The following is a 26,369-nucleotide window of genomic DNA, read 5'->3' on the forward strand; positions in this document are numbered from 1 at the left end:
CCATTAAGTTAGTCCCCACTCAGAGTTTGCCAGGGATTTGAGAACAAATAGAGTTTTTTACCTATAGTTATTCTATATGAAAGAAATTCTGTGCGGTTATCATATCACTGGAAAGCTCCCAAAGGGCGAGTTGAAAAGGTTTATATGCCGCGTTATTGATTTTGACAAGGGAATAACCATTCTCTTCAATCAATGCCTTGCCGACATGGATGTCGGTACTTAAGTTATGTTTGGAACGTATAACTTGTGCCTCTAAACCTTTTAACTCTCGCTGAGTGAGAAGAAAATTATTGGAATTGGTATAAGGTTCAAGGCGAGGACAAAAGAACCAATACATGGCCCATGTAAAATTATCAGACGAAAAAGTGTTTTATTTTGCGACTTAATTTATTGTGTTAAACGATAAACTGATTGTTATTTGTCAGAAATACAAACTTGAAAAATTTTAGCTAAATCCACACCAACAACTGTACTGAAAATAAAAGACTCCTGATTAAAGTTGAGTCATTAAGCGTAGCTAAAAACTCATAATCAAGTGAGGCCAGTTATCCTGTTATGTGTATTTTAATCGAAACGCTGTACAGGCTAATGATTTATTATTTAATGTAATAAAATTAGGTACATTACCAATAATTTCAAATCCCTGCTTTAATAACACCTGTTTTGAAGCAGGGTTATTTGCTAGTACTTTAGCTTCAAGGAATTGAACACCAAATTCTTTTTTTGCAAATTCAATTAGCGAAGCCAGACAGAGGCTGGCATAGCCTTGAGATAAAAAACGTTTTGAAACCCTGTAACCTACAAAAGCTTTATTAGCACTAATATCTCTTAAATTAGCTCTTGCGACAATTTCATTATCTTTAATCAGTAAACCACAAAACGCAGTACCAGAAATTACCTTATCGAGTTCTGCAGCAATATGTTGTTCAACACCGTGCTCTGAATAAAAATTATTATCTCGAGGTTCAATTAATGATTCAAACCATACTCTATTTTCTAGCTCAAAATCAAATAACGGCTGTAAATGGTGCTTAGATAAAAGTTCAAGCTGCATTGAAATACTCCATACGCATAGACATTATGCTGAATAGGTGAGCGCATAACACTCAACTAAAAAACAAATTAAAATCAACAAAATAATACCAGTTTCATTAATTAAGTGAACAAATTTATATGTAGAAAAAATTGCCAAATACAAGGCATTTATTTCAATAACTAGTTGTTCTAATTATTAAATAAATAACGATGTAGTTGGTGATTTTAGCAAGTAGAAATGATCACATAGTTAGTGAGATTGGTATAATATAATAAATCAACCATTCAAAACGACTTAAAAGCATTAGCTGCTTCTTAATTAGTTTTTAGTGCTGCTTTTAATATAGGCTTTACAAGGAGCCTGTAAATTGATGCTAGCTATTTTTGCTATTCAATTCTTGTAACTGCTCAGGTGTATCTAAGTCAATAAATGCTAATGGCATGTTCTTTATATTCACATATTCATTATTATTTTTAAGGACCTTCTTAGCTCCTTCATCGCCAGATAAAACGATAAGCTCTTTAAAGAAAGAGCGTGGGAAAATAACAGGTGGACTCAAGTGATTACCATCACCCGCAATATGAATTTTATCGGGATTCTTTCGCCAGTCGCTAATTAAGCTAGTCAAATTATCAACAGTCAATTGCCATTGATCCACTAAAAAGATAAGTGCTGCGTCTATATCCTTGTCTAACTCACTTACGCCTTTAGCAATAGAACTTGATAAACCTTGTGACCAGTTATTGTTATTAATTAACGTTAAGTTTTTTGCTGAAGGAAAACCAACTAGGTTTTTTATTAACTGTTCACGTTGAAAGCCTATGACACAAAAGGCTTTAGCATTATCTGATAAGCAAATACTATTCATCATAGATACTTGCCTACGCAATAAACTTTGAGGTGGTTGTTTTTTTTCAGCTACTATTACTAATTGCTTAGGTTGGCCAAGACGAGATGAACTTCCAGCAGCCATTAATAATAGGGCTATTTTTTTATGCTTAAGTTCACAAATCATTAACAACTCTAGAATATAATATTAAGAAATAAAAGTAGGACTATAATTTTATAGTAGAACCACTTTGTCAAACACACTTAAAAAATAGAATTATCTTATAACTAGATTTCTCAATAAAAACACGATGTCTGCACAAGTCATTTAACATCTATTTCACTAAATGTATTGGACTATCAACCTTACTAGTTTTTGCTTCTTTAGGTGATGTAATCGATACATCTTTAGTGACAGATTCACCATTTTGATATCTGTGATATGAACACTGTTTTAAGCCTATTTGATAACAAAAATCATTAAAACTTTGTAAGTCATCACGAGTAATTGTCTCTCCTTCTTGAGTTAATAAGCCATCTATATACATAGAATCACCATTAATATTACAATTAGCAATAGCTGAATACGGTTTACCATACTCATCAACTTTTAACGCTCTGACCATTTTAACTTCGAAAATCCAATCACCAATTTGCACATGCTTTGACATTGACTCTGTCACTTGAAACTCCGAAAATAAAGTACATATAATAAGCTATTAATTATACATTTGATTAACATTAAAATCTAAATAAAACATTATTTTTATATTATATTAAAAACAGTAACTTAAGGTTTACTTTTATTTACAATTGAATAAAAGTAACAAAAGCTTCGCTAGTTTGTTTTAATCAGTTATTCTTTCTATCATTATTTCTCATCAATATTTTGACTACTATTCACTATGTTAAAAAGAATTATTATTTCTTTATTACTTATCAGCTCCCTTATTATCGCTTTTACCGCAACTTGGATATATAGCCAAATAGACAGTGCGTTACCTATTTTAGATGGTAAAAAAACAGTCTTTGGTTTAACAAAAAGTGCGACAATCGAACGCGATGAGCAAGGAATTGTCACAATAAAAGCCAGTAACCGGCTTGACGTTGCGGTAGCAACAGGTTTCGTTCATGCACAAGAACGCTTTTTTCAAATGGATTTATTAAGACGTAACTCAGCAGGTGAATTATCGAGTTTATTTGGCTCTGTTGCCCTTGAATATGATAAATCTATTCGTATTCACCGCTTTAGAGAAAGAGCGACTGACATAGTTAATCAGCTACCTGCAGAGCAAAAAGCATTACTAAAAGCTTATACTCGCGGCGTAAATCAAGGTTTAAAATACATAAGCTCACACCCCTTTGAATACCTTTTACTTCAACAAGAGCCCACACAGTGGAGCGAAGAAGACTCTATTTTAACTATTTTCAGTATGTATATAGACCTTCAATATACCGATGGAAAACGTGAACGTACTTTAGGTTTAATGAAAGCTATTTTATCTGCTGATGTTTATGATTTTTTAAACCCTAACGGAAGTATTTGGGATGCAACCATTGATAATAGCCAATATCAATCATCGAAAATGCCAACAGAGGCTTGGCCGTCTGCATCAAGTGCGAACATATATACCGAAAATAGCAGTGACTTAGTTAACAATAAAACTCCCTCAACATATCAAGCAGATGAATTTCCAGGATCGAATAACTGGGGAATATCAGGGAATATAAGCAGCACAGGCAGTGCCATTATTGCTAATGATATGCACTTAGGAATACGTGTACCTAATACTTGGTTTAGAGCAAGTTTTGAATATCCGAGCATAGCGAATAAAAAAGTAAAAATTACTGGAGCAACACTACCTGGTACACCTAACATTACTGTAGGTAGTAATGGTCAGGTTGCCTGGGGGTTTACTAATAGCTATGGTGATTATAGTGATGTAATTAAAATAAAAAGTGTTAATAACGACACCCAATATATGACCAACAATGGTGCTAAAGACTTCAGTTTTCATAAACAAATAATTGCCATTAAAGATGAACAGCCTGTTGAAATTACCATTAAAGAAACTATCTGGGGCCCTATTATAGGTAAAAATAGCCAAGGTGAATTACTTGCCTATCGTTGGGTTGCTCACGACAAAGAAGCCGTGAACTTTATAGCAACCGAATTAGAACTTGCGACCAGTGTAAAAGAAGCATTTACTATTGCCGCACGTAGTGGTATTCCATCACAGAACATGATGGTAGGGGATAAATCAGGTAACCTTGGCTGGACAATTATGGGCCCTATCCCAAAGAAATTTGGTAACACCGGCGAAACACCAACCTATTGGCATAATGGTGACAATGGCTGGACAGGCTATTTATCTCCTGCGCATTACCCTCAAGTTTTAAATCCAAAAGACAATCGATTATGGACGGCTAATTCTCGTGTTGTTGGTGGTGTGATGTTAGAAAAAATAGGTAATGGTGGTTATGCATTAGGAGCACGCTCTAAACAAATTCGTGATAACTTATTTTCACTTAACACGTTTAATGAAAAGTCTTTATTAGCTATTGGTTTAGATGATCGCGCTACATTTTTACAACCTTGGACAGATTTTCTTATCACTAAAGTACTTAATGACGACGCTTTAACCAAGGAAGCTATAGCGGCACATAAGCAATTTCAACAAGTTAAAGACTTACTATCAGAAGACAAGGCATTAAACGCGAGCATAGATTCAGTAAGTTATAGAATAGTAAGAAACTTTCGTATTAATGTTCGTGATTTAGTTTTTAGTGAACTTAATAGTACGCTCAAAAATATCGATGGTATCTATAGCTTTCGTAGTATTAGCGCTCAAATTGAAGTGCCTTTATGGCAATTGGTTAATCAACAACCTGATAATTTTTTAATGCGACCTTTAAATAGCTGGCAAGCAGTGTTTAACCAAGCACTACAACAAACAATTGATGATATGACCTATCTCGATGAAAACAACAAACAAGCGCTAACCAAAGCGACTTGGGGGCAACAAAATACAACCGAAATAAACCACCCGCTTAGTCAATCAATCCCCTTTATTGGCCAGTGGTTAGACATGCCAGCTAAAGCACTTTCAGGCGACAGCTATATGCCAAAAGTGCAAGGTAAACGCTTTGGTGCATCAGAGCGTATGGTCGTTTCACCCGGCCATGAAGAAACGGGTATTTTTCATATGCCAACAAGCCAATCTGGTCATCCATGGAGTCCTTACTACGGTAAAGGACATAGAGATTGGGAACAGGGGGTTGCCTCCCCTTTCCTACCAGGTGAAACTAAATATAAACTGACACTACTGAGTTATTAATCATTATTCTTAACTATAAAAACATTAACTTTAAAAATACTAACGATACAAAGGAAAAAAATGACGATATTAATTTGGTGCCTCTTTATTGCAGGGCTACTTCCATTAGTTGCTAAAGCCCCCGTAGTTTTCGCAATGAACAAACTTGGTGGTTACGACAACAATCACCCAAGAGAACAACAAAGCAAACTTACCGGGTTTGGCGCCCGAGCCTTAGCCGCGCACCAAAATGCGTTTGAATCATTTATTATCTTTGCACCAGCCGTATTGTTAGCAATAGCGACTCATCATATTGGTGCTAATATCACATTATTAGCCATAGTCCATGTTTGTGCGCGAGTGGCTTATAATATTCTTTATTTAATGAATATTGATAAACTACGCAGTGTGGTGTGGTTTATTTCAACCTTGAGCAGCCTTAGTATTATTGTTTTATGTATCCCATAAAGTACAATTACAACAAAAAACGGTCTAAATAAACTATTGACAGAAATCACTCAAGCTCGCTAGAGTAGTGGCTCTAGCGAAGTACTGATCTAAAACCTTCATTTGGAAGGTTTTTTCATAAACAGAACAGCATAAATTAGCAAAATAGGAAATAAAAGTGAGCGAAAAATTAGATTTGAATGAAATACGTAAAGAAATTACAAGCTTAGACAATGAACTATTAACCTTATTTGCTAAACGTCGCGCGCTCACACTTAATGTTGCTAAAAGTAAAGTGCAACAAATTCGTCCTATTCGTGATCAACAACGTGAACAAGAGCTATTAATTCGCTTAATCAAACAAGGCAAAGAATTAGGCTTAGACGCGCATTATGTTACAAGTGTTTTTCAAACTATTATTGAAGATTCAGTTTTAAATCAACAAGCTTATTTACAAAACTTAACAAATCCGAATATTCAAACACCTACGGTTAGTGTTGCCTTCTTAGGTGACAAAGGTTCATACAGCTACTTAGCAAGTCATCGTTACTTCTCAAGACGCGCTGAAAAAATTATAGAATCTGGTTGTCAAAATTTTGGTGATATTTTACAACAAGTGGAATCAGGTCAAGTTGACTACGGTATGTTACCTATTGAAAATACTAGCTCTGGTAGTATTAATCAGGTTTATGACTTACTTCAACATACCAATTTATTTATTGTTGGCGAAATAACCCAGCCTATTGAACATTGCTTGTTAACCGCAGTTAATACCTCTTTAGATAAAATAAAAACAATTTATGCTCATGGTCAACCTTTTGCACAATGTAGTAATTTTTTAGATAAACAAAACAATATTCGTATTGAGTATTGTGACAGCACCGCAGATGCCATGGTAAAAGTTTCAGAGCAACAAGATGAAACAATTGCAGTTATTGGTAGTGAAGAAGGTGGACAATTATATAAATTACAAGCCTTAGAAAAATCAATCGCCAATCAAAACGAAAACCATTCACGCTTTATTCTTGTGGCGAGAAAAGCGGTGGATGTAGCAGAGCAAATTCCAGCAAAAACCGCTATTATTTTAGCAACCGGTCAAAAAGCAGGAGCTTTAGTTGAATGCTTGTTAGTGCTAAAAGAAAAAGGCATTAATATGTGTAAACTTGAATCTCGTCCTATTCAGGGCCGTCCATGGGAAGAAATGTTTTATATTGATGTAGAAGCAAACTTAAAGAGTTTTGCTTTACAAGAAGCGATTAATGAAATTACTGCTCACACAAACTTCATTAAGGTATTAGGCTGTTACCCTATCGAACATATAAGCCCAACGAGTGTTCCAAGCAATAAGATTTAAAACCAAAAAATAACAATGTAGACGAGCTACCAATCGTCTACATTATTCTCTTCAGATATTACCTTCCACTTGCATAACCTTCTACGAATTAAAACTAATCAGAGCAATATTAATTAGAACAGCATTAATAATACCAGTTTCATTAATTAAGTGAACAATTTTATACGTAGAAAAAATCGCCTAATACAAGGCATTTATTTCAATAACTAGTTGTTCTAATTATTAAATAAATAACGATGTAGTTGGTGATTTTAGCAAGTAGAAATGATCACATAGCTAGTGAGATTGGTATAAATAGAAAAAAGTGCTAACTATAGCAAACCTCTCCAAGGAAACATTTCAAGTTAAAGACTCTAAACAATGATATCTACTGCATTATTTATGTCAGTTATCGGAATGTAATATAAAGGTAAAGGTACAGCTACAATAGTAATTAAACGCGACTAGCCTAATATAATTAAAAGCCTAATCGCGTAAATTTCATTATTCTTTTGTATCTAACGCTGTATTAGTTGTTAATGCTTTTTGCTTTTCTGCGATTTGATTCGCAATCGCTAATGGTGAACCCGTATTTCTACAAAGCCAGTAATAAGCTCCAGGCACAATAAACAAAGTAAACACACTCGCCAATGAAACACCGGCAAAAATAACAACACCAATAACCATTCTACTTTCAGCGCCAGGCCCTGATGCAAAAACTAATGGTACAGCACTCGTAACCGTAGTAAACGTTGTCATAACAATAGGTCTTAATCGTTGTTGTGCCGCGCTAATTAATGCTTCTTCAAACATAATACCTTTATCGCGAAGCTGGTTAGCAAATTCTACAATTAATATCCCATTTTTGGCGGACAGGCCAATTAACATCACAATACCAATTTGACTATATATATTTAAGCTCATCCCCATCAACTCAAGTCCCGTAAGCGCACCAACTAAACCTAAAGGAACAGTCAAAAGTATAACCAAAGGATGAACAAAACTTTCAAATTGTGCCGCTAGCACTAAAAAGGTAATTAACAAGGCTAATAAAAACACCAGTAAAATAGAGCTACCTGACTCTTTTAATAATAACGATTGTCCTTTGTAGTCTATTTGTGTTTCTTCAGGTAAATGTTGGTCCGCAACATTTTCTAAGAATTTTAAAGCGTCGCCCAAAGCATATCCATCGGCTAAGTTTGCAGTAATAGTAATGCTGCGTAATCGATTATAGCGATTCAGTTGAGATGACGTAGCGTCTTCAGTAATAGTAATTAAGTTTGATAACGGAATTAACTCATCTGAACTTGATGAACGAACATAAATATTGTCAATATCAGCAGGACTTCTATATTGCATTTCATCCCCTTCAACAATCACATCATACTCTTCACCACGATCAACAAACGTGGTTACTCGGCGCTGCCCTAACATGGTTTCTAACGTTTGTGCGATATCACCAACAGACACACCTAAATCGTAAGCTCTGTTACGGTCTATCTTCACCATAAGTTGTGGATACGTTTCTTTATAATCACTATCAATAGAGGATAAATTAGGATTCTTTTGCGCTTCCTCAATAACAATATCGCGCCACTTTGCTAGCTCACTGTAGGTATTACCTTGTAATACAAAAGCCACAGGCGAGCTACCGCCACCGCCGCCAATACCACGGCGCATAATAGCAAAAGCTCTTACATCGGTAACATCTTGTAATTCTTTATTTATTTTCCCAATAAATTCAAACGTATCAAAGCTTCGCTCGCCCCAATCAGGCATACCAACAACAGCAGTACCACCTTTCCCACCAAAACCAGGTACTCGTACTATTACGCGATCAAGCTCACTACGCTCTTGATACGCTAATAGCTTTTCTTCTATTGTTTGCATGTTTTTTACATTATTTTCGTAACTTGCACCCTCAGCACTTTGCATCACAATAAAAAAGTTACCACGGTCTTCTTTCGGTGTGTATTCAGCAGGTAGCTGTATAAATAACAAGTACACCGCGACAAGTGATACCGCTACAATACTAATAATAAGGAAAGGTTGATGAATACTTTTCGATAAAGCGCGCCCATAAGCAGCTTCAAAACTCGCAAAATTTCTATCTAAAAACTGACCAAATGACGAACTACGTTTTCTGTATTTCAACATTTTTGAACACATCATTGGCGTCAACGACAAAGCCGTAATACTTGAAAAAATAACAGCTGCTGCGATCGCAATAGCAAATTCTGTAAATAACCGACCGACATTACCTGATAAAAAGACTAAAGGCACAAATACTGCGACCAAAACCAAAGTAGTAGCAATAACAGCAAAAGCAACTTCTCGCCCGCCTTCATAAGCCGCCATTAAAGGCGTTTGTCCGTTTTCGATACGACGATAAATATTCTCTAAAACTACAATGGCATCATCAACCACCAAGCCTATTGCTAAAACAAGCGCTAGTAAGGTCAGTAAATTAATAGAAAAGCCAAACCAAGAAAGTGTCATCATTGATCCAATCAAGGCCACAGGTACAGTAACAGCAGGTATTATCGTTGCTCTAACATTCCCCAAAAATAAGAATATAACCAACACAACCATCAACATAGCGATAATTAGTGTGCTGTAAACCTCATCAATTGAGCCTTCTATAAAGACAGATGAGTCATAGCTGTTAATAATTTTAGTTCCAATAGGTAATGAACTACGTACTGCTATCATTTCCTTACGTGCTTCTTTTACTACTTCTAATGTATTCGCTTTTGACTGTTTGATAATACCCAGTCCAACCATGTTGTTGCCATTTCCACGGAACAAATTTTCATCATCTTGAGCGGCAACACTCACATGAGCTATATCGCCTAAACGCACCAACGAGTTGTCATCAGCTCGAGCAACAGCCATATTAGAAAAATCTTCCGCGGTTAAATAACTACGTTGTACTCTTATTGAGAAATCTCGCTCAATAGATTCAACTCGACCCGCCGGTAATTCAATATTCTCACTACGTAAGGTTGACTCTATATCTTGTACCGTTACGTTACGAGCAGCCATAGCAGAACGATTTAATAGTATTTTCATCGCATACGTCCGTCCCCCACCTACACGAACTCGGGCAACACCATCAACAACAGCAAATCGATCAACAATATATCTATTAGCATAATCGGTTAACTCTAACGTCGTCATATTCTCGCTTTGTAAGGCAAACCAAACAATAACGTCTTCGTCATCATTCGCTTTAGAAACTTCAGGAGGATCGGCTTGTTCAGGAATATTATTTAAGGCACGTGATATACGATCACGAACATCATTGGTCGCGGCATCAATATCACGGTCTAAATGAAATTCAATCGTAATATTTGATCGCCCTACTCGCGAGTTTGATGTTATGGTTTTAACCCCCTCAACACCACTAATTCTATCTTCAAGTACTTGCGTTATTTTTGTTTCAACAATGGCTGCCGAGGCACCAGGATAATTAGTATTAATGCTGACAACAGGTGGATCAATATCAGGGTATTCTCTTAAAGGTAATAGTAGAAAAGCGACAATACCAAACGTAACTATCAGTAAATTAATTACTGTGGCAAAAACAGGCCTTTTAACAGAGAGATCAGATAAAATCACTTAACTTCTCCCGCTACGATTGGGCTTTCAAACTGATTAATTATTTTTACTTTAGTGCCATCACGTAACTTCAATGCGCCTTCAATAACAACTAACTCTTGTTGCGTAACACCACCGATTATTTCAACTACTCCAGGTAAGCGACGTCCAATAGTCACACTTTTACGCATAGCAATTTTATCTTGTTCACTTTCTAGAATAACAAAAACATAATGCTTATCTTCTATAGGAATGATAGAGCTCTCAGGTAATTGCAATAATGTTTCAACTTGTCTTACTAATTCAATATTAAGTAACATACCCGGGCGTAACGCTAAATTTTCATTAGGGATTATCGCTCTTACTTTTAAAGAGCGTGTTATCGGATTAATACGAGTATCAATTGAGCTGATCTTTCCAATAAATTGTCGTTTCTTATAAGCAGAACTAAGGGCTGTAATTGATTGCCCTAATTTAATTGTCGGTAGAAATCGTTCAGGTAAATCAAAATCAACCTTAATTACAGATAAATCATCAAGGCTTGTAATCACGCTACCAGCATCAATGTAGCTTCCAACACTGACATCTCTAAAGCCTAAAACACCATCAAAAGGTGCTTTTATAATAGAATCATTTACCCGTGTACGTGCACTTCGCAATTGTGCAGCAATGGCTTTGGTTTTAGCTTCTTGTTGATCAACTATTGATTTAGAGGTTGCTTTTGAACTTAATAAGTCTTGAAAACGTTTTAATTGCGCGACTGATTCAGATAAATTAGCTTCTAACTCACTTACTTTGGCTAATTCTTCCTGATTATTTAAACGAACAAGTACATCACCCTTTTTTACTAGCTCGCCATCATTAAAAGAAATCTTCTCAACTAAATCTGCATACTTAGTTGTAATAAAAACTTTCTCATTCGCTCGGGTAGTCCCTATCGCTTCAATACTGTCCCTAAATTTATTAAATTTTGCAGTAGTTACTTTAACTGACACAATACGTTGATATTCTGCTTCTTCTTTTTCTTCGGCAGGCCATTGGATATAAACTACAATACTTATAAGTAAAAATAGAATAATAAATAAAGGTAAACGGTTCATGATAGAGCTGTTATTAGACATAGATTAAAGTCTCAATTTTTTAATAATTAGTATAAGAAAACTTTTATAGTATAAACTAATGCAATATACATGACATTTACCTGACCTACTATTTACCTTAGAATATCAACCATTAACCGCAAACGAGATACAACTTTGAATAAACTAGCTGTTTTAGCCTTTTCTATACTCATATTTTTAAGCACTATGCTTTGGTATTTAGCCAACGGATCCCTTAATGAATACATAAAAAGTCAAATAGAATTACAGGGACATTATTACAGTGGGCAAACAACATCACTTTTGCTAGCTGAATTTTCTGATAGTACTAATAGTGCTCAACTCAATCAACTTACTTTAGCCAATATAAGCCATTATCAAGCGGAAAATTTACTGACCGTTGATGAAGCTATTGTCGAATTATCTGCAATACAAAACCGCACTTTAGTTACTGCAATAAAGAAGGTAACAGTCAATAAACTCACCATAAATATTGAGGAAGATAAAAACAACATCAATAATATTGACCAACTTATACAAACAATCAGTCTAACACTTGCTAAGGACTACCCTCAAAGTTACCCGGCAATAAGTGCCAAGATATATGCCCAGGAACACCCAGATCTTGATGCTGAGCAATATGCAAAAAATCATCCCGAAGCAAGATCGATCGATGAGCCGACTAAAACAAAGAAAAGTAGAGGGAAAGCTAAACTAAAAGTGACAATAGCGGCTATCAACATTAAAGATCTAGAGCTAAATATTATAAGAAATGGCATCACCCAATCGATACTAAAACATAATATAACAATCGAAGGAATAGGTGGAGATGAGGGTTTAGAGGCGAATCAAATTGGCGGCGAAATTTTGCTAAAGATTCTTAGCTTAGCAAGTGATTAGCTCAGCATTAGATAGTTTGCGCTAATCTATAAGCAACTTGTGTTTTACAAAAGACAGATTAAGCTTAAATAGTATAAGTCTATAAAACGCTAAAAAATAATAAATAGGTGCATTCAGTCATGTCAATATTCAAGCTTTATCCTTGTAAATTAATAGTATTAGGCACCTTTTGTTTCATACAATTATCTTTAATTAATCTCCATGCAACTGAATTTGAAGTGACCTCAATGATTGGTCACAACTTAAGTCCAGATCTTAGCAGTAGTTCAACAGATACTTTACCAACCAGTAACGAAAATAATATTGCTTTAGCATTTGCATGGCAAGACTCCACATCAGGACAAGGTCAAATTTTAGTTAACTATATTTCTCGTGATTTTACTGATAATACTACCCAGTCAACACACTCTTTCGATACTCTTTATGCTCACTTTAGTGGTGTGGGTTACTTTAAAGAAAGAAACTATATAACTACCGTCAGCTTAGGTATTGGCGCAACTTACTTTAGTAGCGATTTTGATGATGTAATTTCACCTTCAATCACTGCAGCTATTGGCACTCGATATACGCTATCAGATTCGTTAACATTAATTACTGAAGTACGTGGATATGCCACACTAACTGACGATGACGACACTTTATTTTGCGAAGGCGATAACTGCTTAGCACATTTCGATGATGCAGTATGGTTTGATACGCAAATATCAATAGGGATAGCCTACAGTTTTTAGCTTCTTTCAAATCTGAAAAATTAATACCTTTTAGAAATAATAAACAAGTTCAAAGGCCGAGTTAGTTGAAATTAATAAAATTATTCTCTTAAAACTCGCTTTTATTTATTTAGATCAAGATAAAAAATAATAATACTGGTATGTTAGCTTAAATTTAACCTTAAGTTTTGTGAGGAAATGTGACATCAACAAGCCAGCAATTAATCTCTGTTACAGATCGTAATGGTGTATTTACCTATGTTAATGAACATTATTGTAATTCTACCGGTTATGACGCTTCCGAATTACAGACAAAGAACATCAAACAATTAACACATACAGATATGCCGAACATAGTGACTGATGAATTATCTGACACTTTATCAAAAGGCTTTTCTTGGCATGGGGTCATGCGAATAAAAACCAAGCAAAATGAAGATGTTTGGCTTGATACTTTTACTACTCCACAGTATGAAAAAGGCCAAGTAGTGGGTTACCAATCAATCAGTAAGATTGCTGATTCAAGCTTACAAAAAAATGCTCATAGTATTTACAATGCATTAAATAGAAAAAATAAATGGGCTATTTTTGAATTAACCAAAAACCACAAGTTTTTATTTTTAGTGCTCCTTTCAATAATAAGCCAAATATTTATTTATTTTTATATTGGATTAACCACCTCAATTATTGCGGCATTAAGCGCCATAGCCCCCATTTTAGTTTTTTGGTCAGATATAATTCCTACCGCCCAAAGAGCACAAAAAATGCAAAATGTATTCGACTCTATTTCTCGGAAAATTTATTTTGGTAAAGGCACAGCAAGTATATTTGATTTTAACTTTTCGATGTTAAAAACTAAAATCAAAGCCATTTTAGATCGCACAATAGATGCAGCTACGCCAATAAAAACGGTTATGGCCAAAGTATCAGAAGGTCTTGATGAGAGCAGAGAAACCTTAGCAGAACAAAAAAGAGGGATTGAAGAACTCAATACCTCAATGGCACAAATGCAATCATCAACCACAGAGATTGCACATAACACAACAATTGCGGCCGGTGATTTAGAAAGTACCTTTTCACAATGTGAACAAGCACAACAAGATATTTACCAAACCACAAATAAAATACAAAACTTAGCAAAATCAGTTGAAAGTGCATCAAGCTCAGCAAATAGCTTAACGCAATCGGCAAATGGCGTTGGAGAATTAATGGAAGATATTCAATCCATTGCTGATCAAACTAACCTACTTGCTTTGAATGCAGCAATTGAAGCGGCACGAGCAGGTGAACATGGACGAGGCTTTGCTGTTGTTGCTGGTGAAGTGAGAAACTTATCCTCACGTACTCAAGACTCCGCAAAAGAAATTCATCAACGTTTAACGGTTATGCTTAACACCATTCAACAGTGGGTTGAGCTAATGAATAAAAATAAAGAAGAAGCTAATTTTTGTGTTGAAAGCGCACATGCGTCACACAGTACAATAGATTTAGTTGTTGATAGAATGCAAAATATTAGCCACGCAGCAACACAAATAGCTATCGCAGCAGAAGAACAAAGCGTGGTATCGTCTCAAATAACCAGTCATCTTGATGATATTAGTAACACGACAGAAAAATCATTATCAGAAACAGATAATGTTGCGCAACAAATGCTATTACTTGCGAAAAGTGTTGAAGGGATTACCGATGTGGCAAACACTTTTATTCCTAAACAATAAAGCTAGGGGGAACTATAATTTATCCTAGCTTCCCCTAGCCTTAAATTTTGGTTTTTACCCATAGCTTTAATATTAGTTTTAATATTGGCTTTTAATGATTAAAGCTAATGTTTTTTCAATTCATTAGCTTTTAATAACATTGCCTTACTTTCTGCTAAAAAGTCATCGGCATAATCACCAAACCAATGAGAAACCTGTTTAAACATACTAACAAAAGCTTCTTTATCGCCTACTTCAACTTCTTCTAATAATTCTAAAAAGCGATAAGCAAAGCGTTTCATCATCGTGATATTATCGGGATTAGAGAAAATAATATCTGAATACAAAATAGGATCTTGAGCGAATAGTCGACCAACCATAATGAGCTCTAAACGATAAATAGGAGAACTCATATTGACCAAATTCTCAATATCAGCCCCTTCCGACATTAAATGATAACCATAAGCTATCGTAGAGAAATGTCGCATCACTTGTACCATTGACATAGCTTGATCATGCTCATGTGCTGACACTTGGTAGGTTTTAGCTCCCCATACTCTAAATTGTTGTAACAGCCATTCATATTTAGCTTTATCGCGGCCATCACAAACAATAATAGTTTGTTTAATGAGCCCAGTTACATCAGGACCAAACATAGGATGCAAGCCAACAACAGGTCCTTGATGCGCTTTCATCATTTCAAATAAAGGCGTTTCTTTGATACTGGTAAAATCAGCTAAAATACAGTCATCCGGTAAGTTATTTAACTCATGAATAACCTTAGAGGTTAAACGAATAGGCACGGCAACAATTACCACACTAGCATCGGCTAAAATGGCTTTACTTTGCGGCCAGTCTTCTTGTTCAATAACGGCAACTTGATAGCTAGAGCGCTGAAATAAATCAACAAAAATACTACCTAGTTGTCCTTTACCACCAACAATAACGACTTTATTGCAATTAGGGTTAATACATTGATAACCACTAGCATCTTGACTTATATAAGAATCACGCATTAATCGACGTAAAATATCTTCAATTAAATCGCCACTTAATCCGGCTTCTTCAGCTTGTTGCCGACGCTGCTGAATTAATGCTGCTTCTCTGTCGGGCGCAAAAATAGGCATGCCTTCCGCGCTTTTTAACTCGCCTACCTTTGTCGTCACAGCAAGTCGTTTAACTAATAACTTCACTAATTTACTATCAATGTCATCAATCTCATCGCGCAACACTTTAAGATTGTCATCAAAATTACTCATAGTTTCTCTTACAGCTAATTTAATAAACAACAGGTGCTTAATAAGTCTGATGCTGAATCCATTATAAATTCAGCATCCCACTGTGTTTAAACACGTTTCTTAAGCACCTCATGAAGCATAGCATCGGCTTCAACCAATAAGGCTTTAGTACTATCTAAGTCAATACAAGCATCAGTAACCGATACGCCATATTCCATATCGGCAATAGCTAAGTCACTACTTTGATTACCTGCTTTTATATTACTCTCAAGCATTATACCAATAATTGATTTATTTCCTTCAACAATTTGATTAAAAACATTCGTTGCAACCAGTGGTTGGCGACGGTAATCTTTATTTGAATTACCATGACTACAATCAACAACGATACCTGATTTTAAATTATGCTTAGCTAAAATGTCTTCACATTCTTTAATATTCACACTGTCATAATTTGGCTGTTTACCGCCACGTAAAATAACATGACCATCCGGGTTACCAGACGTTTTAATTAACGCTACCTGCCCTTGCGGATTAATTCCCATAAAGCGATGTGAAGAAGCTGCAGACTGTAATGCATTAATAGCCACATCTAAACTGCCATTTGTGCCATTTTTAAAACCTATAGGCATTGATAAACCACTTGCCATTTCTCTATGCGTTTGTGATTCAGTAGTACGCGCACCAATAGCTGACCAGCTAAATAATTCTGCTAAGTATTGTGGACTAATAGGATCAAGTGCTTCAGTAGCTAAAGGTAAGCCTAACTCTGTTAAGTAAATTAATAATTCACGTGCTTTTCTAAGACCTGACTCTACATCAAAAGATCCATCCATATGAGGATCATTAATTAAGCCTTTCCAACCAACAGTGGTACGAGGTTTCTCAAAATAAACGCGCATTACAATGTAGAGAGAATCTTGGTATTTATCATGAAGCTTCTTTAATTCACGTGCATACTCTTTAGCACCTTCTACATCATGTACTGAACATGGACCACTAATCACAAGAAAACGCGGGTCACGCTTATGCGTAATATCCGCAATGATTTTACGCGCAGATTTTACAAAAGCTCTACCTGGATCTTTTAAAGGTAACTCATTTCTAAGTTGCTCTGGCGTTATTAGTACATGCTCTTCATTAACATGAATATCATTTAAAGTGCTTTTGTGAGCCTTATTGTCAGCAGTTAAAGTTGCCATAATTATTTTCCTAAAATTAATAATCTAAAATTGATGATTGAAAATACACAGAATAAAACAAGATTTACAGAAAATATTGAAAAGATAAAATTGTAATTTTAGAGGCTTACAGCTTAATCAAAAATAAAAACATAAAATCGTAAAGATTTAATTACGTACTTTGTAATGTTATTTTTACACATAATTTTATTATAGTACAGCGTAAATTTTAAAAAATTCATCCGTCATTACCGCTTTCATATAACCGTAATATTTACGTTATGTAATTGTCATATTCAATTTCTACACTGTCACTAGATTAGTAAAGCTCTGATAAATAATTTTAATCACTCTTAATACTCAATAAAGTGAGAATAATATGAACAACATAATGAAAAGTAGATTAACAAAAATAGTATTTACTTTATCTTTAAGTACGACAGCGCTAATAACAAGTATGACTAGCGCCCATGCTAATAGTCGCGACACAATTACAGCTGTCGGCTCTTCCACGGTATACCCTTTTTCAACGGTTGTTGCTGAGCGTTTTGGTAAAAGTACCGACTTTAAAACATCAAAAATTGAATCTACCGGCACTGGTGCTATGAAACTATTCTGCTCTAGTAATGCGATTAACACACCCGATTTATCAAATGCTTCTCGCCGTATGCAAAAAAGCGAATTTGATATGTGTGCTAAAAACGGTGTAACAAGCATCACTGAAGTGCTTATTGGTTATGATGGTTATGTGAATATATTGTTTATTTAGTCGAAAGCAAAGATGTTCGACACGCTACAATGGAACAAATTAGAGCATCAATAGAAAAGTAACAAAAGAGTTTATTACACAGTAACTTACATCGTTAATGGTCTAAACAAGTAGGGTTTCGACTGATTCAACAGGTTAATGCTATTTTAACTCAGCCGACATCATTTACTTAGTAGACGCCTTTTAAAGAGAGATCCCACTGTTAGTCGCCTGTTTAATAATGCCTATCAATGAAAGATGCTTCAACTTTCCCATAAAACTTTGTAGACTCACTACACAAAAAATATCACTACTAAAGATAAAACCTATGCAAACAATAGTTACCCCAGAATCATGTCCTTTTTGTCAGGGGGATAATACTTGCATGGTTAATGATATAAAATCTTGTTGGTGTAGTAACACGCCAGTCCCTGCTGAATTAATTGCTTTAGTACCAACGCACCTACAACGTAAAGCATGTATTTGTGTTGCCTGTATAAATCTATTTAATGAGAACCCGTCACTCTTTATGAAAAAACACTCAAAAAGAACAGCTAACTAAGTATATAGTTAGATGAAAAAACTCATAGCACAGATTAAACAATGCCGCTTATGTGAAAATATTTTACCCTGCGAGCCTAACTCTGTATTTCAAATAAGCGAGCAAAGTAAAATTCTCATTTTAGGTCAAGCACCAGGAATAAAAGCTCATCAAACATCTATCCCTTTTGATGATAAAAGTGGCGATAGGTTAAGAGTATGGCTAGGCGTAAATAAATCCCAGTTTTATAATGACGAACTATTTGCCATTTTACCCATGAGCTTTTGTTATCCTGGTAAAGGTAAATCGGGTGATCTGCCACCACTGACTCTTTGTGCGCAAATATGGCGTGATGCACTATTGGCAAAGCTTACTAATGTAGAATTAACAATAATATTAGGGAAATATGCTATTGCATGGCATTTACATACCAAAGCCCCGGTTACACAGCTAGCACAGCAATGGCAAACGCTATTAAACTCAAAAAAAATTGTACTTCCACACCCCAGTCCTCGAAATAATATTTGGTTAAAGAAAAATAGCTGGTTTGAAGATGATGTTATTCCTAAACTTCAAAGTAAAATTCAAGAACTAATTTAAAAACAGGGAAAGGCAATCTATTCTATTTAAAAGATCGTTTATACATTCCTTAAAACGGTCTTTTATTGAAATAAAAGTCAATTCATCGTATCTTAATATTACTTGCTTATACTTTTTATATTAATCATATTGGATACGTTAAAATAATGAACAAACCCAACAGCTCATTGTTACTCTTCATTTTTATGTTAACAAGCCTCCTGTTGGGTTGTAACTCAAATAAAGAGCCTAAAATGTCTGAAAAAGAAGTGGCTACCTCTTTTTTTAATGCTATTTATAATGAAAAAGACATCGATAAAGCTCTAGCTTTAAGCTCCTCTGACTTTAAAAAAGAGTTAGAAAAGTACCATACCGCCAGCAATGTCGCTCGTCGTTTATTCAATATGAGCTTTGAATCTGTTTCATTACATACCTCAGCCCAGAAAAAACAAATACTTGATAATTATAATATTCAAGTAACTATGACGATACAGTTCAACGGCAAACGTAATGGTAATAATTACAAAGATTATAAAAAAATTAGATTAATTAGAGACAATAATCAATGGTTGGTCGATAAGTTAATGGAATACTAATCTTACTGTAAATTCTCCCTTAACATTAAGAGAAGTAATATCACTCAACTAAAAAAAGAGCATATATGTGCTCTTTTTTTTTGTTAAACATTATTTTTTGATTACTATCATTTAGCAAAAAATATCACTACATTAGCCCTAACAGGTTAATTAACAATTAAGCTTTTTCATTTTATTTATATTTCAATAATTAAAATGAATAATAATTATCACTAAAGTCTAACTCTCTTTTTTCACGCCGCTCATCTTTATAAGCCTCAATTTCTCGCCATTTACGCTTACTTTGTTTTTTGTTTTTCTTTTTTTCAAATTCTGTATCTTCTTCAAAATCACTAAAGTCTAATTCTTGCCATTGTTCATCTTGCATAATAAATACTCGTATAGGTAATGTTTATTGCAATATAAATAGCTAATATGACAATTTGTTTACAAAAAAATTAAAGTAAAATGATAGTTACTTTTTTAATGAAATAACCTCAATAAATAACTGATTTAAAGCTTACTTTACTTTAGCGAGTAAGTTGACAATAATGTAAATTCACAATATCAATATACCGCTGATATATAACACTATAAGAGTTTATTTATGACTACCAATAATAACCACAAAGATAACTTCACTATTCCACAAGAAGCATTTGATTGGTATGACGAATATGCTCATGGCATGATTGATAGAAGAACATTCATGAAACGTCTGGCAAGTTTAGCCGTTGTTGGTATGAGCACTAATATACTCGCCTCAGCATTATTACCAAACTACGCGCAAGCTGAACAAGTTTCATTTAATGACGAAGACATCACTGCAAGTTATGAAACATTTGAGTCGCCCCTAGGACTTGGTAGCGTTCAAGGTTACTTTGTTAAACCTGCTAATTTATCAGGCACTGCCCCTGCTATTTTGGTAGTACACGAAAATAGAGGATTAAACCCTTATATTAAAGATGTAGCTCGCCGAGCGGCTAAAGCTGGTTTCATTGCATTCGCTCCCGATATTTTACATACATTGGGTGGTTACCCGGGCAATGATGATGAAGGTAGAAAAATGCAACGCACGTTAGACCGTGCAAAAGTAGAACAAGATTTTATCGCTTCAGCTAAATATCTTAAAAGCCATGAATTATGTAATGGTAAACTTGGCGGTGTTGGTTTTTGCTTTGGTGGTTATGTAATTAATATGCTTGCTGCAAGAGCGCCAGAGGTTATCAATGCTGGCGTACCTTTTTATGGCACACCAGCCGCTAAAGAATTAAGAAAAAATATAAAATCACCTTTAATGATTCAACTAGGCGAATTAGATAAACGTGTTAATGCCACCTGGGATGAATATGAGCAAGATTTAAAAGCAAATAACGTTGATTATGTAATGCACATGTACGAAAACGCCAACCATGGCTTTCATAATGATTCAACCAGCCGTTATGTCCAAAAAAGCGCTGACTTAGCTTGGGAAAGAACAATCACTTTCTTTAATAAGCATTTATCTACAGCGCTGTAATTAACAGAATCATAATATGGGTAGCTTTATACTGTAATCTATTCAAAAAAAAGTGATGGTTGAGTCATGCTAGCCTACTCCTTACCTGAGTTTAATTAAAGCGCTCAACCATTATATTATCCCCCGGAAAAAAATTGCCGATTTGGCGGCAAAAAGTGTTTATTTATCCTTATACCAGTTTCATTAATTAGGTGAACAATTTTATACGTAGAAAAAATTGACAAATATAAGGTATTTATTTCAATAACTAGTTGTTCTAATTATTAAATAAATAACGATGTAGTTGGTGATTTTAGCAAGTAGAAATGATCACATAGCTAGTGAGATTGGTATTATATTCCCTTCATCCATTCCTCATCCAACAACCTGTTTACTATTCATAATATATGACAAAACGCTATGTAAGCTGAGCTAGGTTTAATAAATATTTCTCTAGCCGCTATTTTTACTGACTTCATCATAATGGCTCATATATTGCTATACCCTTGAGTAGCAAGATAATAATAGCAAACCCAACAATAAAGAAACGGATATTCATTATGATGATTTTTCACAATTATGCTCAAGCAATCTCAAATGCAAAAGCGAATAATGAGTCACAAGTAAATTTTAACAAACCTATAACCGCCGTAGAGGCAATTCCCAGTGAAAAAGACACAGTAACATTATCAGATAAAGCCCTAGCGATGATGAGCGGCCAAGAATATAGCGAAGAAGCACCAATTTATATTCGCCCTCAAACGTCAAAATCATTACTAGCAGCGAATGAAGCGCAAAACACCGTAGAAAATACTAAGGCTAATGAAGAAAAAGCACTTGATACTCGTTTTTCTGAAATGATGCAGACTATATTGGATAAACGATTAGGAATCGATAGTGAAAAACTGGAAGAAATAGAAGCTATGATCGAGCAAGTAGCTGATGATGATAGTTTGAGCCCAAAAGCGAAAAAAGAAGCCTTAGAAAAATTGGAAGAAATGAGAGAACAAATTTTTAAAGAAAGTAGAGAAATACTAGAAGCCACAGAAAAAACTGACTAATAAAATACCTTGTAAGATTTTACAAGCCTGTTTATTTAAACCGCTTTATAACGTTTATGTTAAGTGACTAATTAAAGGTAATAGAGTTTCTGGTCCTTATAACAAAGCTTATATAATTGTCGTTTTAGGTACTTATAAAATAACAAAGCTGCTCTTCCAATCTTGTCCGACCAACACCAAGCCCCCTTCACAAATGTATCAGCCAACAAAAGCGTTCATTTATTACATGATTGCATGAAATTCTAAGAAGCCAATCAATAATAGTTAAGCAGCACGTGATTACTCACTTAAACATCTATTTCATTAACCTTTACCTTATTAAATAATGCAATATTAGATACATTACTAATGTACTTAATATTACTAAATAACAAATTACGATAAAAAAACACTCACCACCATATAATTTAAAAACAAAAATGTAATAAAAAAACAATATAACAGAAGCAAAATCGTAACAAACAAGCTATAACCCTAAAATAAACGTCATTTAATTCCTTTTCTGTAATTTAATTACAAAAATATGTTTACATCCGTCAAAATATTAGTATAATTACTCTACTTCTTGAGGTGATAATCATTTCAATTCTTTTCTTACGTGATACAGAGGTCTACATGAAAAACTTATTGATAGCATTAACGTTAGTTTTAACTGCAACAACAGCAACAGCGTCAAATACAAATGTGAAATTTGTGACAGCTGATAACTCTACTGAAAGTAGCCTATGCATATCAGCCGCAAAAAATGGTTTGAAATCAGCGCTAAGAAAATCACACAAAAAATTAAACCATGACATTATTTGTAATGGTCAAAGCATAAGAGAATTCTCTAAAAACTATAATGTTGAAGCAAAGAAAGTAAATGACAACTTAACTACACAGTTTTTAGTTATACCAGCTAATGAGAATTCAGCATCAAAAGTTTGTGCACAAGCAGTAAGATCAGGCATCGATTCTGTTAAGAATACCGTAGACTTTAATGTTAAAAACATTACTTGCAATGGCAAAAGCATTTCTAAATTCGTTAAAGCATACAAGAACACATAGTTAAAAAATTTTTAGACTTTTTTATTCCCCGACAAAAAAGTTGCTTTAGCCACGTAATATTACGTGGCTTTTTTTTGCCTAAAAATTATAGCAAGTTGATTACCCTTTCCCCCCTCAGTAAGAATTCCCCCACCAACCTGCTTTAAGCTCCTTCATTACCTTGCCACATCCTTGCAATATAAAAGCAGATCCAAATAAAGGTTAATGTTACTCTGACCCTATTTATTATTGTATACAATGAGGACTTCACAATGACCATTGGCGTTGGCGGCTCTACCCCAGAAATAGAACTGAACAAATTAACAGATATGACAACAGATATTGTTGCTATTAGTGAGTGTGAATTTAACGCGCGTATTGCACAAGCACAAACCTATATGCTCGAACAAAACATTGATGCTATGTACTTAGATGCTGGCACAAACCTAACCTACTTTACAGGCTTAAAGTGGTATAAGAGTGAACGCTTAGTTGGCGCAATTTTACCTGCAAAAGGCGAGTTAGCGTTTATCGCACCACACTTTGAACAAGGCTCTTTGCTCGATCATATGATCATACAAGGTCAATTTAATGGTTGGCATGAACATGAAAGCCCGTATGCTTTATTTGCCCAAATATTAATAGGCATGAATATCCGTTCAGGTAATGTCGCAATAGATGAATCGGCACCTTTTTTTGTTTTTGATGGCTTTCGCAAAGCTGCTCCGCATATTAACTATACCAACGCATCAGATATTACCGCCCTGTGCCGACAAATAAAATCGAGCACTGAAATAGCGTTAATGCAACGCGCTAAAGACATGACTATTGAAGTACATAAAGCAACGGCACGCATACTAACACCCGGCATTAGCACGGTTGAAGTTACGCAATTTATTAATGAAGCTCATAAACGAGTTGGTGCAACCGGCTCATCATTTTGTATTGTGCTATTTGGCTTAGCGACATCATTTCCACATGGCGTAAAAAATCCACAAATTTTACAAGACAACGATTGGGTATTAATTGATACCGGATGCTTAGTACAAGGCTATAACTCCGACATTACACGAACTTACGCATACGGAGAAGCAACACCTGAGCAGCGTAAGGCTTGGCAAGTTGAAAAGGATGCCCAAATCAATGCTTTTAATGAAGCGAAACTCAATATGCCATGTGGTAATGTTGACGATGGTGCACGTGCCGTATTAGAAAAACACGGTTACGGACCCGATTATCAATTACCGGGCTTACCGCATCGCACTGGTCATGGCTGTGGTCTTGATATTCATGAATGGCCATATTTAGTTAAAGGCACTGAAACTAAACTACAAACTGGTATGGTATTTAGTAATGAGCCGATGCTAGTCATTCCCAATAAATTTGGTATTCGTTTAGAAGATCACTTTTACATGGATGAACAAGGCCCAGTGTGGTTTACCACCCCATCACACTCAATCGATGATCCCTTTGGATTAGAAGCCTAACTTTTATCTTACATATCAGATAATAGTGACTTACGAAATGACGATGTTGAGTGTAAATGTTAGCCAATGCCCATTCAGCTCTCGTCATTCACGTATCCTCATCATGGAGGGTTATACTTAATTATTGCTTGTCCTTGGTTCACTGTTCGCGTCGCGGTGGCGACAACACCCAAAGGGAGTCTGCCTCCGGCCTCCCCTTGGAACCCCACGGAGCCCCAACTCAGCAGCACATTCAATTATAAACGAGCGCAGTCCACGATACCTGCCGATTTATCGTCCATGAACAACGGCAGCCCTCGACGTCCTGTCTCGGGTCGAGGCCTACCTTTGCTCGTTTATCATTTCATTGCTGAGGTGGGTATTGAGGCACTTGGCTAATTTACTTCACACTAGCTAACTTGCGTCTTTTGATCATTCAAAAATAAAAATTAATGTTACTCTGACCCTATTTAATTGCTATTAGGCAAAGTCTTACCGCATTAACACGTAAACTTTCCCCTTATTAACTACCTTCCCCTGCAGATACTTACAATAATATATGTTTTTCAACAGCTTACAATGAATATAATATTTGGTACATACTTTGCTTTATAGCCACCATGACTACTGAATAGCTAAAAAGTACAAGGAATTACTCTAATGATGATGAACATTGATTATACAAGCATAATAGATAAAGCTAGAACAAGCGGAGCCACCCGTGTTGACTTTAATAACGCAAGCCCCGTTAAACCAATAGATCCAATATCAAGTCAACAAGATACAGTAACACTATCTAAGCAAGCTTTAGCACTAATGAATGGTGATAATGCGACTACTGAAGAAGCTGCCCCTACGTATATTAAGCCAGAAACAGCTAGTTCGTTATTAGCACAAAATGAAACAACATCAGCAGCAGACATTGAAAAATCAGAAAAAGCCATTCGCTTTGAAGAAATAATGCAAAGCGTTTTAGATCAACGTACAGGCATTGATCGCGATAAGCTCGCCGAAATAGACGCAATGATAGAAGAAGTTCAAAATAATGAAGATATGAGCCCAGAAGAAAAAGAAAAAACGATTGAAATGTTAGGAAAAATGAAAGAAGAAATCATTGAAGGGAGTATTGAACTACAAAAGATAGCCAAGCAAACGGATAAAAATAAAGAGGATGCTTAATAATTTAGAGTGAGTGTCCCACTAATTTTCTTATTTAAACATCCAAAGTCTCAAAATCAATATTATTATCCCCTCACCTATCAACACGCGCCAAGTCTGCTTGAATCAAGTGCCGTAATGAAAAGTAATATTCACGTATGTTCATCATGGATGATGAACAAAGCGATGTAGGGCATGGATGCCCGTTCAGCGCTGTTACGTCGAAGATATTACTTTTCATGGAGGAGCACACTTGATTAGCAGCTCCTAGGGAGTCCAGAGGGATGCCGGAGACAGTATCCCTTTGGGTGTCGTCGCCACCGCGACTAC

At 35.3% G+C, this 26,369-nt stretch carries 23 protein-coding genes; 15 read left to right on the forward strand and 8 right to left on the reverse strand.

Features of this window, described 5'->3' with window-relative positions:
• Window positions 1-553: 553 nt before the first annotated feature.
• From GQS55_RS12710 to GQS55_RS12720, 3 genes are all read right to left on the reverse strand, one after another.
• A complete protein-coding gene (locus GQS55_RS12710; RefSeq protein WP_159820874.1) occupies window positions 554-1,054 on the reverse strand; it encodes a GNAT family N-acetyltransferase in 501 nt (166 codons plus the stop codon).
• A 355-nt stretch (window positions 1,055-1,409) separates the two neighbouring features.
• Window positions 1,410-2,051: a nucleotidyltransferase family protein gene (locus GQS55_RS12715; RefSeq protein ID WP_159820875.1), complete on the reverse strand. Its 642-nt coding sequence runs from the start codon at window positions 2,049-2,051 to the stop codon at window positions 1,410-1,412.
• Window positions 2,052-2,199: 148 nt separating this feature from the next.
• Window positions 2,200-2,547, reverse strand: a complete 348-nt coding sequence (locus GQS55_RS12720) for a hypothetical protein (protein ID WP_236559634.1) — start codon at window positions 2,545-2,547, stop codon at window positions 2,200-2,202.
• 222 nt (window positions 2,548-2,769) lie between these two features.
• Here GQS55_RS12720 and GQS55_RS12725 point away from each other — a divergent pair, with 222 nt between their 5' ends.
• The 3 genes from GQS55_RS12725 (at window position 2,770) to pheA (ending at window position 6,982) form a co-directional block, all read left to right on the forward strand.
• Window positions 2,770-5,202 (forward strand): penicillin acylase family protein, encoded by a 2,433-nt coding sequence (locus tag GQS55_RS12725; protein ID WP_159820876.1) that lies wholly within the window; start codon window positions 2,770-2,772, stop codon window positions 5,200-5,202.
• A gap of 60 nt (window positions 5,203-5,262) precedes the next feature.
• Window positions 5,263-5,649 carry an MAPEG family protein gene (locus GQS55_RS12730; RefSeq protein ID WP_159820877.1) on the forward strand — a complete coding sequence of 129 codons (387 nt, stop codon included), beginning with the start codon at window positions 5,263-5,265 and terminating at the stop codon, window positions 5,647-5,649.
• A gap of 157 nt (window positions 5,650-5,806) precedes the next feature.
• The gene (pheA, locus tag GQS55_RS12735) at window positions 5,807-6,982 is read left to right on the forward strand and encodes a prephenate dehydratase (protein WP_159820878.1); all 1,176 of its coding nucleotides are present in this window, start codon (window positions 5,807-5,809) and stop codon (window positions 6,980-6,982) included.
• Window positions 6,983-7,465: 483 nt separating this feature from the next.
• On the opposite strand, the gene GQS55_RS12740 is transcribed toward pheA, so the two are convergent.
• Window positions 7,466-10,582: an efflux RND transporter permease subunit gene (locus tag GQS55_RS12740; RefSeq protein WP_159820879.1), complete on the reverse strand. Its 3,117-nt coding sequence runs from the start codon at window positions 10,580-10,582 to the stop codon at window positions 7,466-7,468.
• Entirely contained in the window at window positions 10,579-11,682 is a 1,104-nt protein-coding gene (locus tag GQS55_RS12745; RefSeq protein ID WP_159820880.1) for an efflux RND transporter periplasmic adaptor subunit, read from the reverse strand. Before GQS55_RS12745 ends, GQS55_RS12740 begins: the two co-directional genes overlap by 4 nt.
• A 135-nt stretch (window positions 11,683-11,817) precedes the next feature.
• Between GQS55_RS12745 and GQS55_RS12750 the strand changes: the two genes are divergently transcribed.
• The 3 genes from GQS55_RS12750 (at window position 11,818) to GQS55_RS12760 (ending at window position 14,989) form a co-directional block, all read left to right on the forward strand.
• The gene (locus GQS55_RS12750; protein WP_159820881.1) at window positions 11,818-12,561 is read left to right on the forward strand and encodes a hypothetical protein; all 744 of its coding nucleotides are present in this window, start codon (window positions 11,818-11,820) and stop codon (window positions 12,559-12,561) included.
• Between the two features lie 227 nt (window positions 12,562-12,788).
• Window positions 12,789-13,292, forward strand: a complete 504-nt coding sequence (locus GQS55_RS12755) for a hypothetical protein (RefSeq protein ID WP_159820882.1) — start codon at window positions 12,789-12,791, stop codon at window positions 13,290-13,292.
• A 179-nt stretch (window positions 13,293-13,471) separates the two neighbouring features.
• On the forward strand, window positions 13,472-14,989 hold the full coding sequence (locus tag GQS55_RS12760) for a methyl-accepting chemotaxis protein (RefSeq protein WP_159820883.1): 1,518 nt from the start codon (window positions 13,472-13,474) through the stop codon (window positions 14,987-14,989).
• Window positions 14,990-15,093: 104 nt separating this feature from the next.
• Here GQS55_RS12760 and tyrA read toward each other — a convergent pair whose 3' ends face one another.
• Together tyrA and GQS55_RS12770 are read right to left on the reverse strand one after the other, a co-directional pair.
• Window positions 15,094-16,227 (reverse strand): bifunctional chorismate mutase/prephenate dehydrogenase, encoded by a 1,134-nt coding sequence (gene tyrA / locus GQS55_RS12765; RefSeq protein WP_159820884.1) that lies wholly within the window; start codon window positions 16,225-16,227, stop codon window positions 15,094-15,096.
• An 86-nt stretch (window positions 16,228-16,313) separates the two neighbouring features.
• Window positions 16,314-17,408 (reverse strand): 3-deoxy-7-phosphoheptulonate synthase, encoded by a 1,095-nt coding sequence (locus GQS55_RS12770; protein ID WP_159820885.1) that lies wholly within the window; start codon window positions 17,406-17,408, stop codon window positions 16,314-16,316.
• 358 nt (window positions 17,409-17,766) lie between these two features.
• Here GQS55_RS12770 and GQS55_RS12775 point away from each other — a divergent pair, with 358 nt between their 5' ends.
• The 4 genes from GQS55_RS12775 (at window position 17,767) to GQS55_RS12790 (ending at window position 19,851) form a co-directional block, all read left to right on the forward strand.
• The gene (locus GQS55_RS12775; protein ID WP_236559635.1) at window positions 17,767-18,156 is read left to right on the forward strand and encodes a substrate-binding domain-containing protein; all 390 of its coding nucleotides are present in this window, start codon (window positions 17,767-17,769) and stop codon (window positions 18,154-18,156) included.
• 307 nt (window positions 18,157-18,463) lie between these two features.
• Window positions 18,464-18,697, forward strand: coding sequence for a cysteine-rich CWC family protein (locus GQS55_RS12780; protein ID WP_159820886.1), 234 nt, complete (start codon window positions 18,464-18,466; stop codon window positions 18,695-18,697).
• Between the two features lie 12 nt (window positions 18,698-18,709).
• Entirely contained in the window at window positions 18,710-19,276 is a 567-nt protein-coding gene (locus GQS55_RS12785) for a uracil-DNA glycosylase family protein (protein ID WP_159820887.1), read from the forward strand.
• Between the two features lie 233 nt (window positions 19,277-19,509).
• Window positions 19,510-19,851, forward strand: coding sequence for a hypothetical protein (locus GQS55_RS12790; RefSeq protein ID WP_159820888.1), 342 nt, complete (start codon window positions 19,510-19,512; stop codon window positions 19,849-19,851).
• 190 nt (window positions 19,852-20,041) lie between these two features.
• Here GQS55_RS12790 and GQS55_RS12795 read toward each other — a convergent pair whose 3' ends face one another.
• A complete protein-coding gene (locus GQS55_RS12795; protein ID WP_159820889.1) occupies window positions 20,042-20,218 on the reverse strand; it encodes a DUF3545 family protein in 177 nt (58 codons plus the stop codon).
• Window positions 20,219-20,437: 219 nt separating this feature from the next.
• Here GQS55_RS12795 and GQS55_RS12800 point away from each other — a divergent pair, with 219 nt between their 5' ends.
• The 5 genes from GQS55_RS12800 to GQS55_RS12820 all read left to right on the forward strand — a co-directional run bounded on the left by GQS55_RS12800 (window position 20,438) and on the right by GQS55_RS12820 (window position 26,060).
• Complete coding sequence (locus GQS55_RS12800; RefSeq protein ID WP_159820890.1) at window positions 20,438-21,349, forward strand: dienelactone hydrolase family protein; 912 nt, start codon at window positions 20,438-20,440, stop codon at window positions 21,347-21,349.
• 539 nt (window positions 21,350-21,888) lie between these two features.
• Entirely contained in the window at window positions 21,889-22,389 is a 501-nt protein-coding gene (locus GQS55_RS19885) for a hypothetical protein (protein ID WP_201294512.1), read from the forward strand.
• A gap of 615 nt (window positions 22,390-23,004) precedes the next feature.
• Window positions 23,005-23,436, forward strand: a complete 432-nt coding sequence (locus GQS55_RS12810) for a hypothetical protein (RefSeq protein WP_159820891.1) — start codon at window positions 23,005-23,007, stop codon at window positions 23,434-23,436.
• 251 nt (window positions 23,437-23,687) lie between these two features.
• On the forward strand, window positions 23,688-24,902 hold the full coding sequence (locus GQS55_RS12815) for a M24 family metallopeptidase (protein ID WP_159820892.1): 1,215 nt from the start codon (window positions 23,688-23,690) through the stop codon (window positions 24,900-24,902).
• Between the two features lie 639 nt (window positions 24,903-25,541).
• Window positions 25,542-26,060 carry a hypothetical protein gene (locus GQS55_RS12820; protein WP_159820893.1) on the forward strand — a complete coding sequence of 173 codons (519 nt, stop codon included), beginning with the start codon at window positions 25,542-25,544 and terminating at the stop codon, window positions 26,058-26,060.
• Window positions 26,061-26,369: the final 309 nt, after the last annotated feature.

The organism is Colwellia sp. 20A7 (genome assembly GCF_009832865.1).
Lineage (GTDB): Bacteria > Pseudomonadota > Gammaproteobacteria > Enterobacterales > Alteromonadaceae > Colwellia.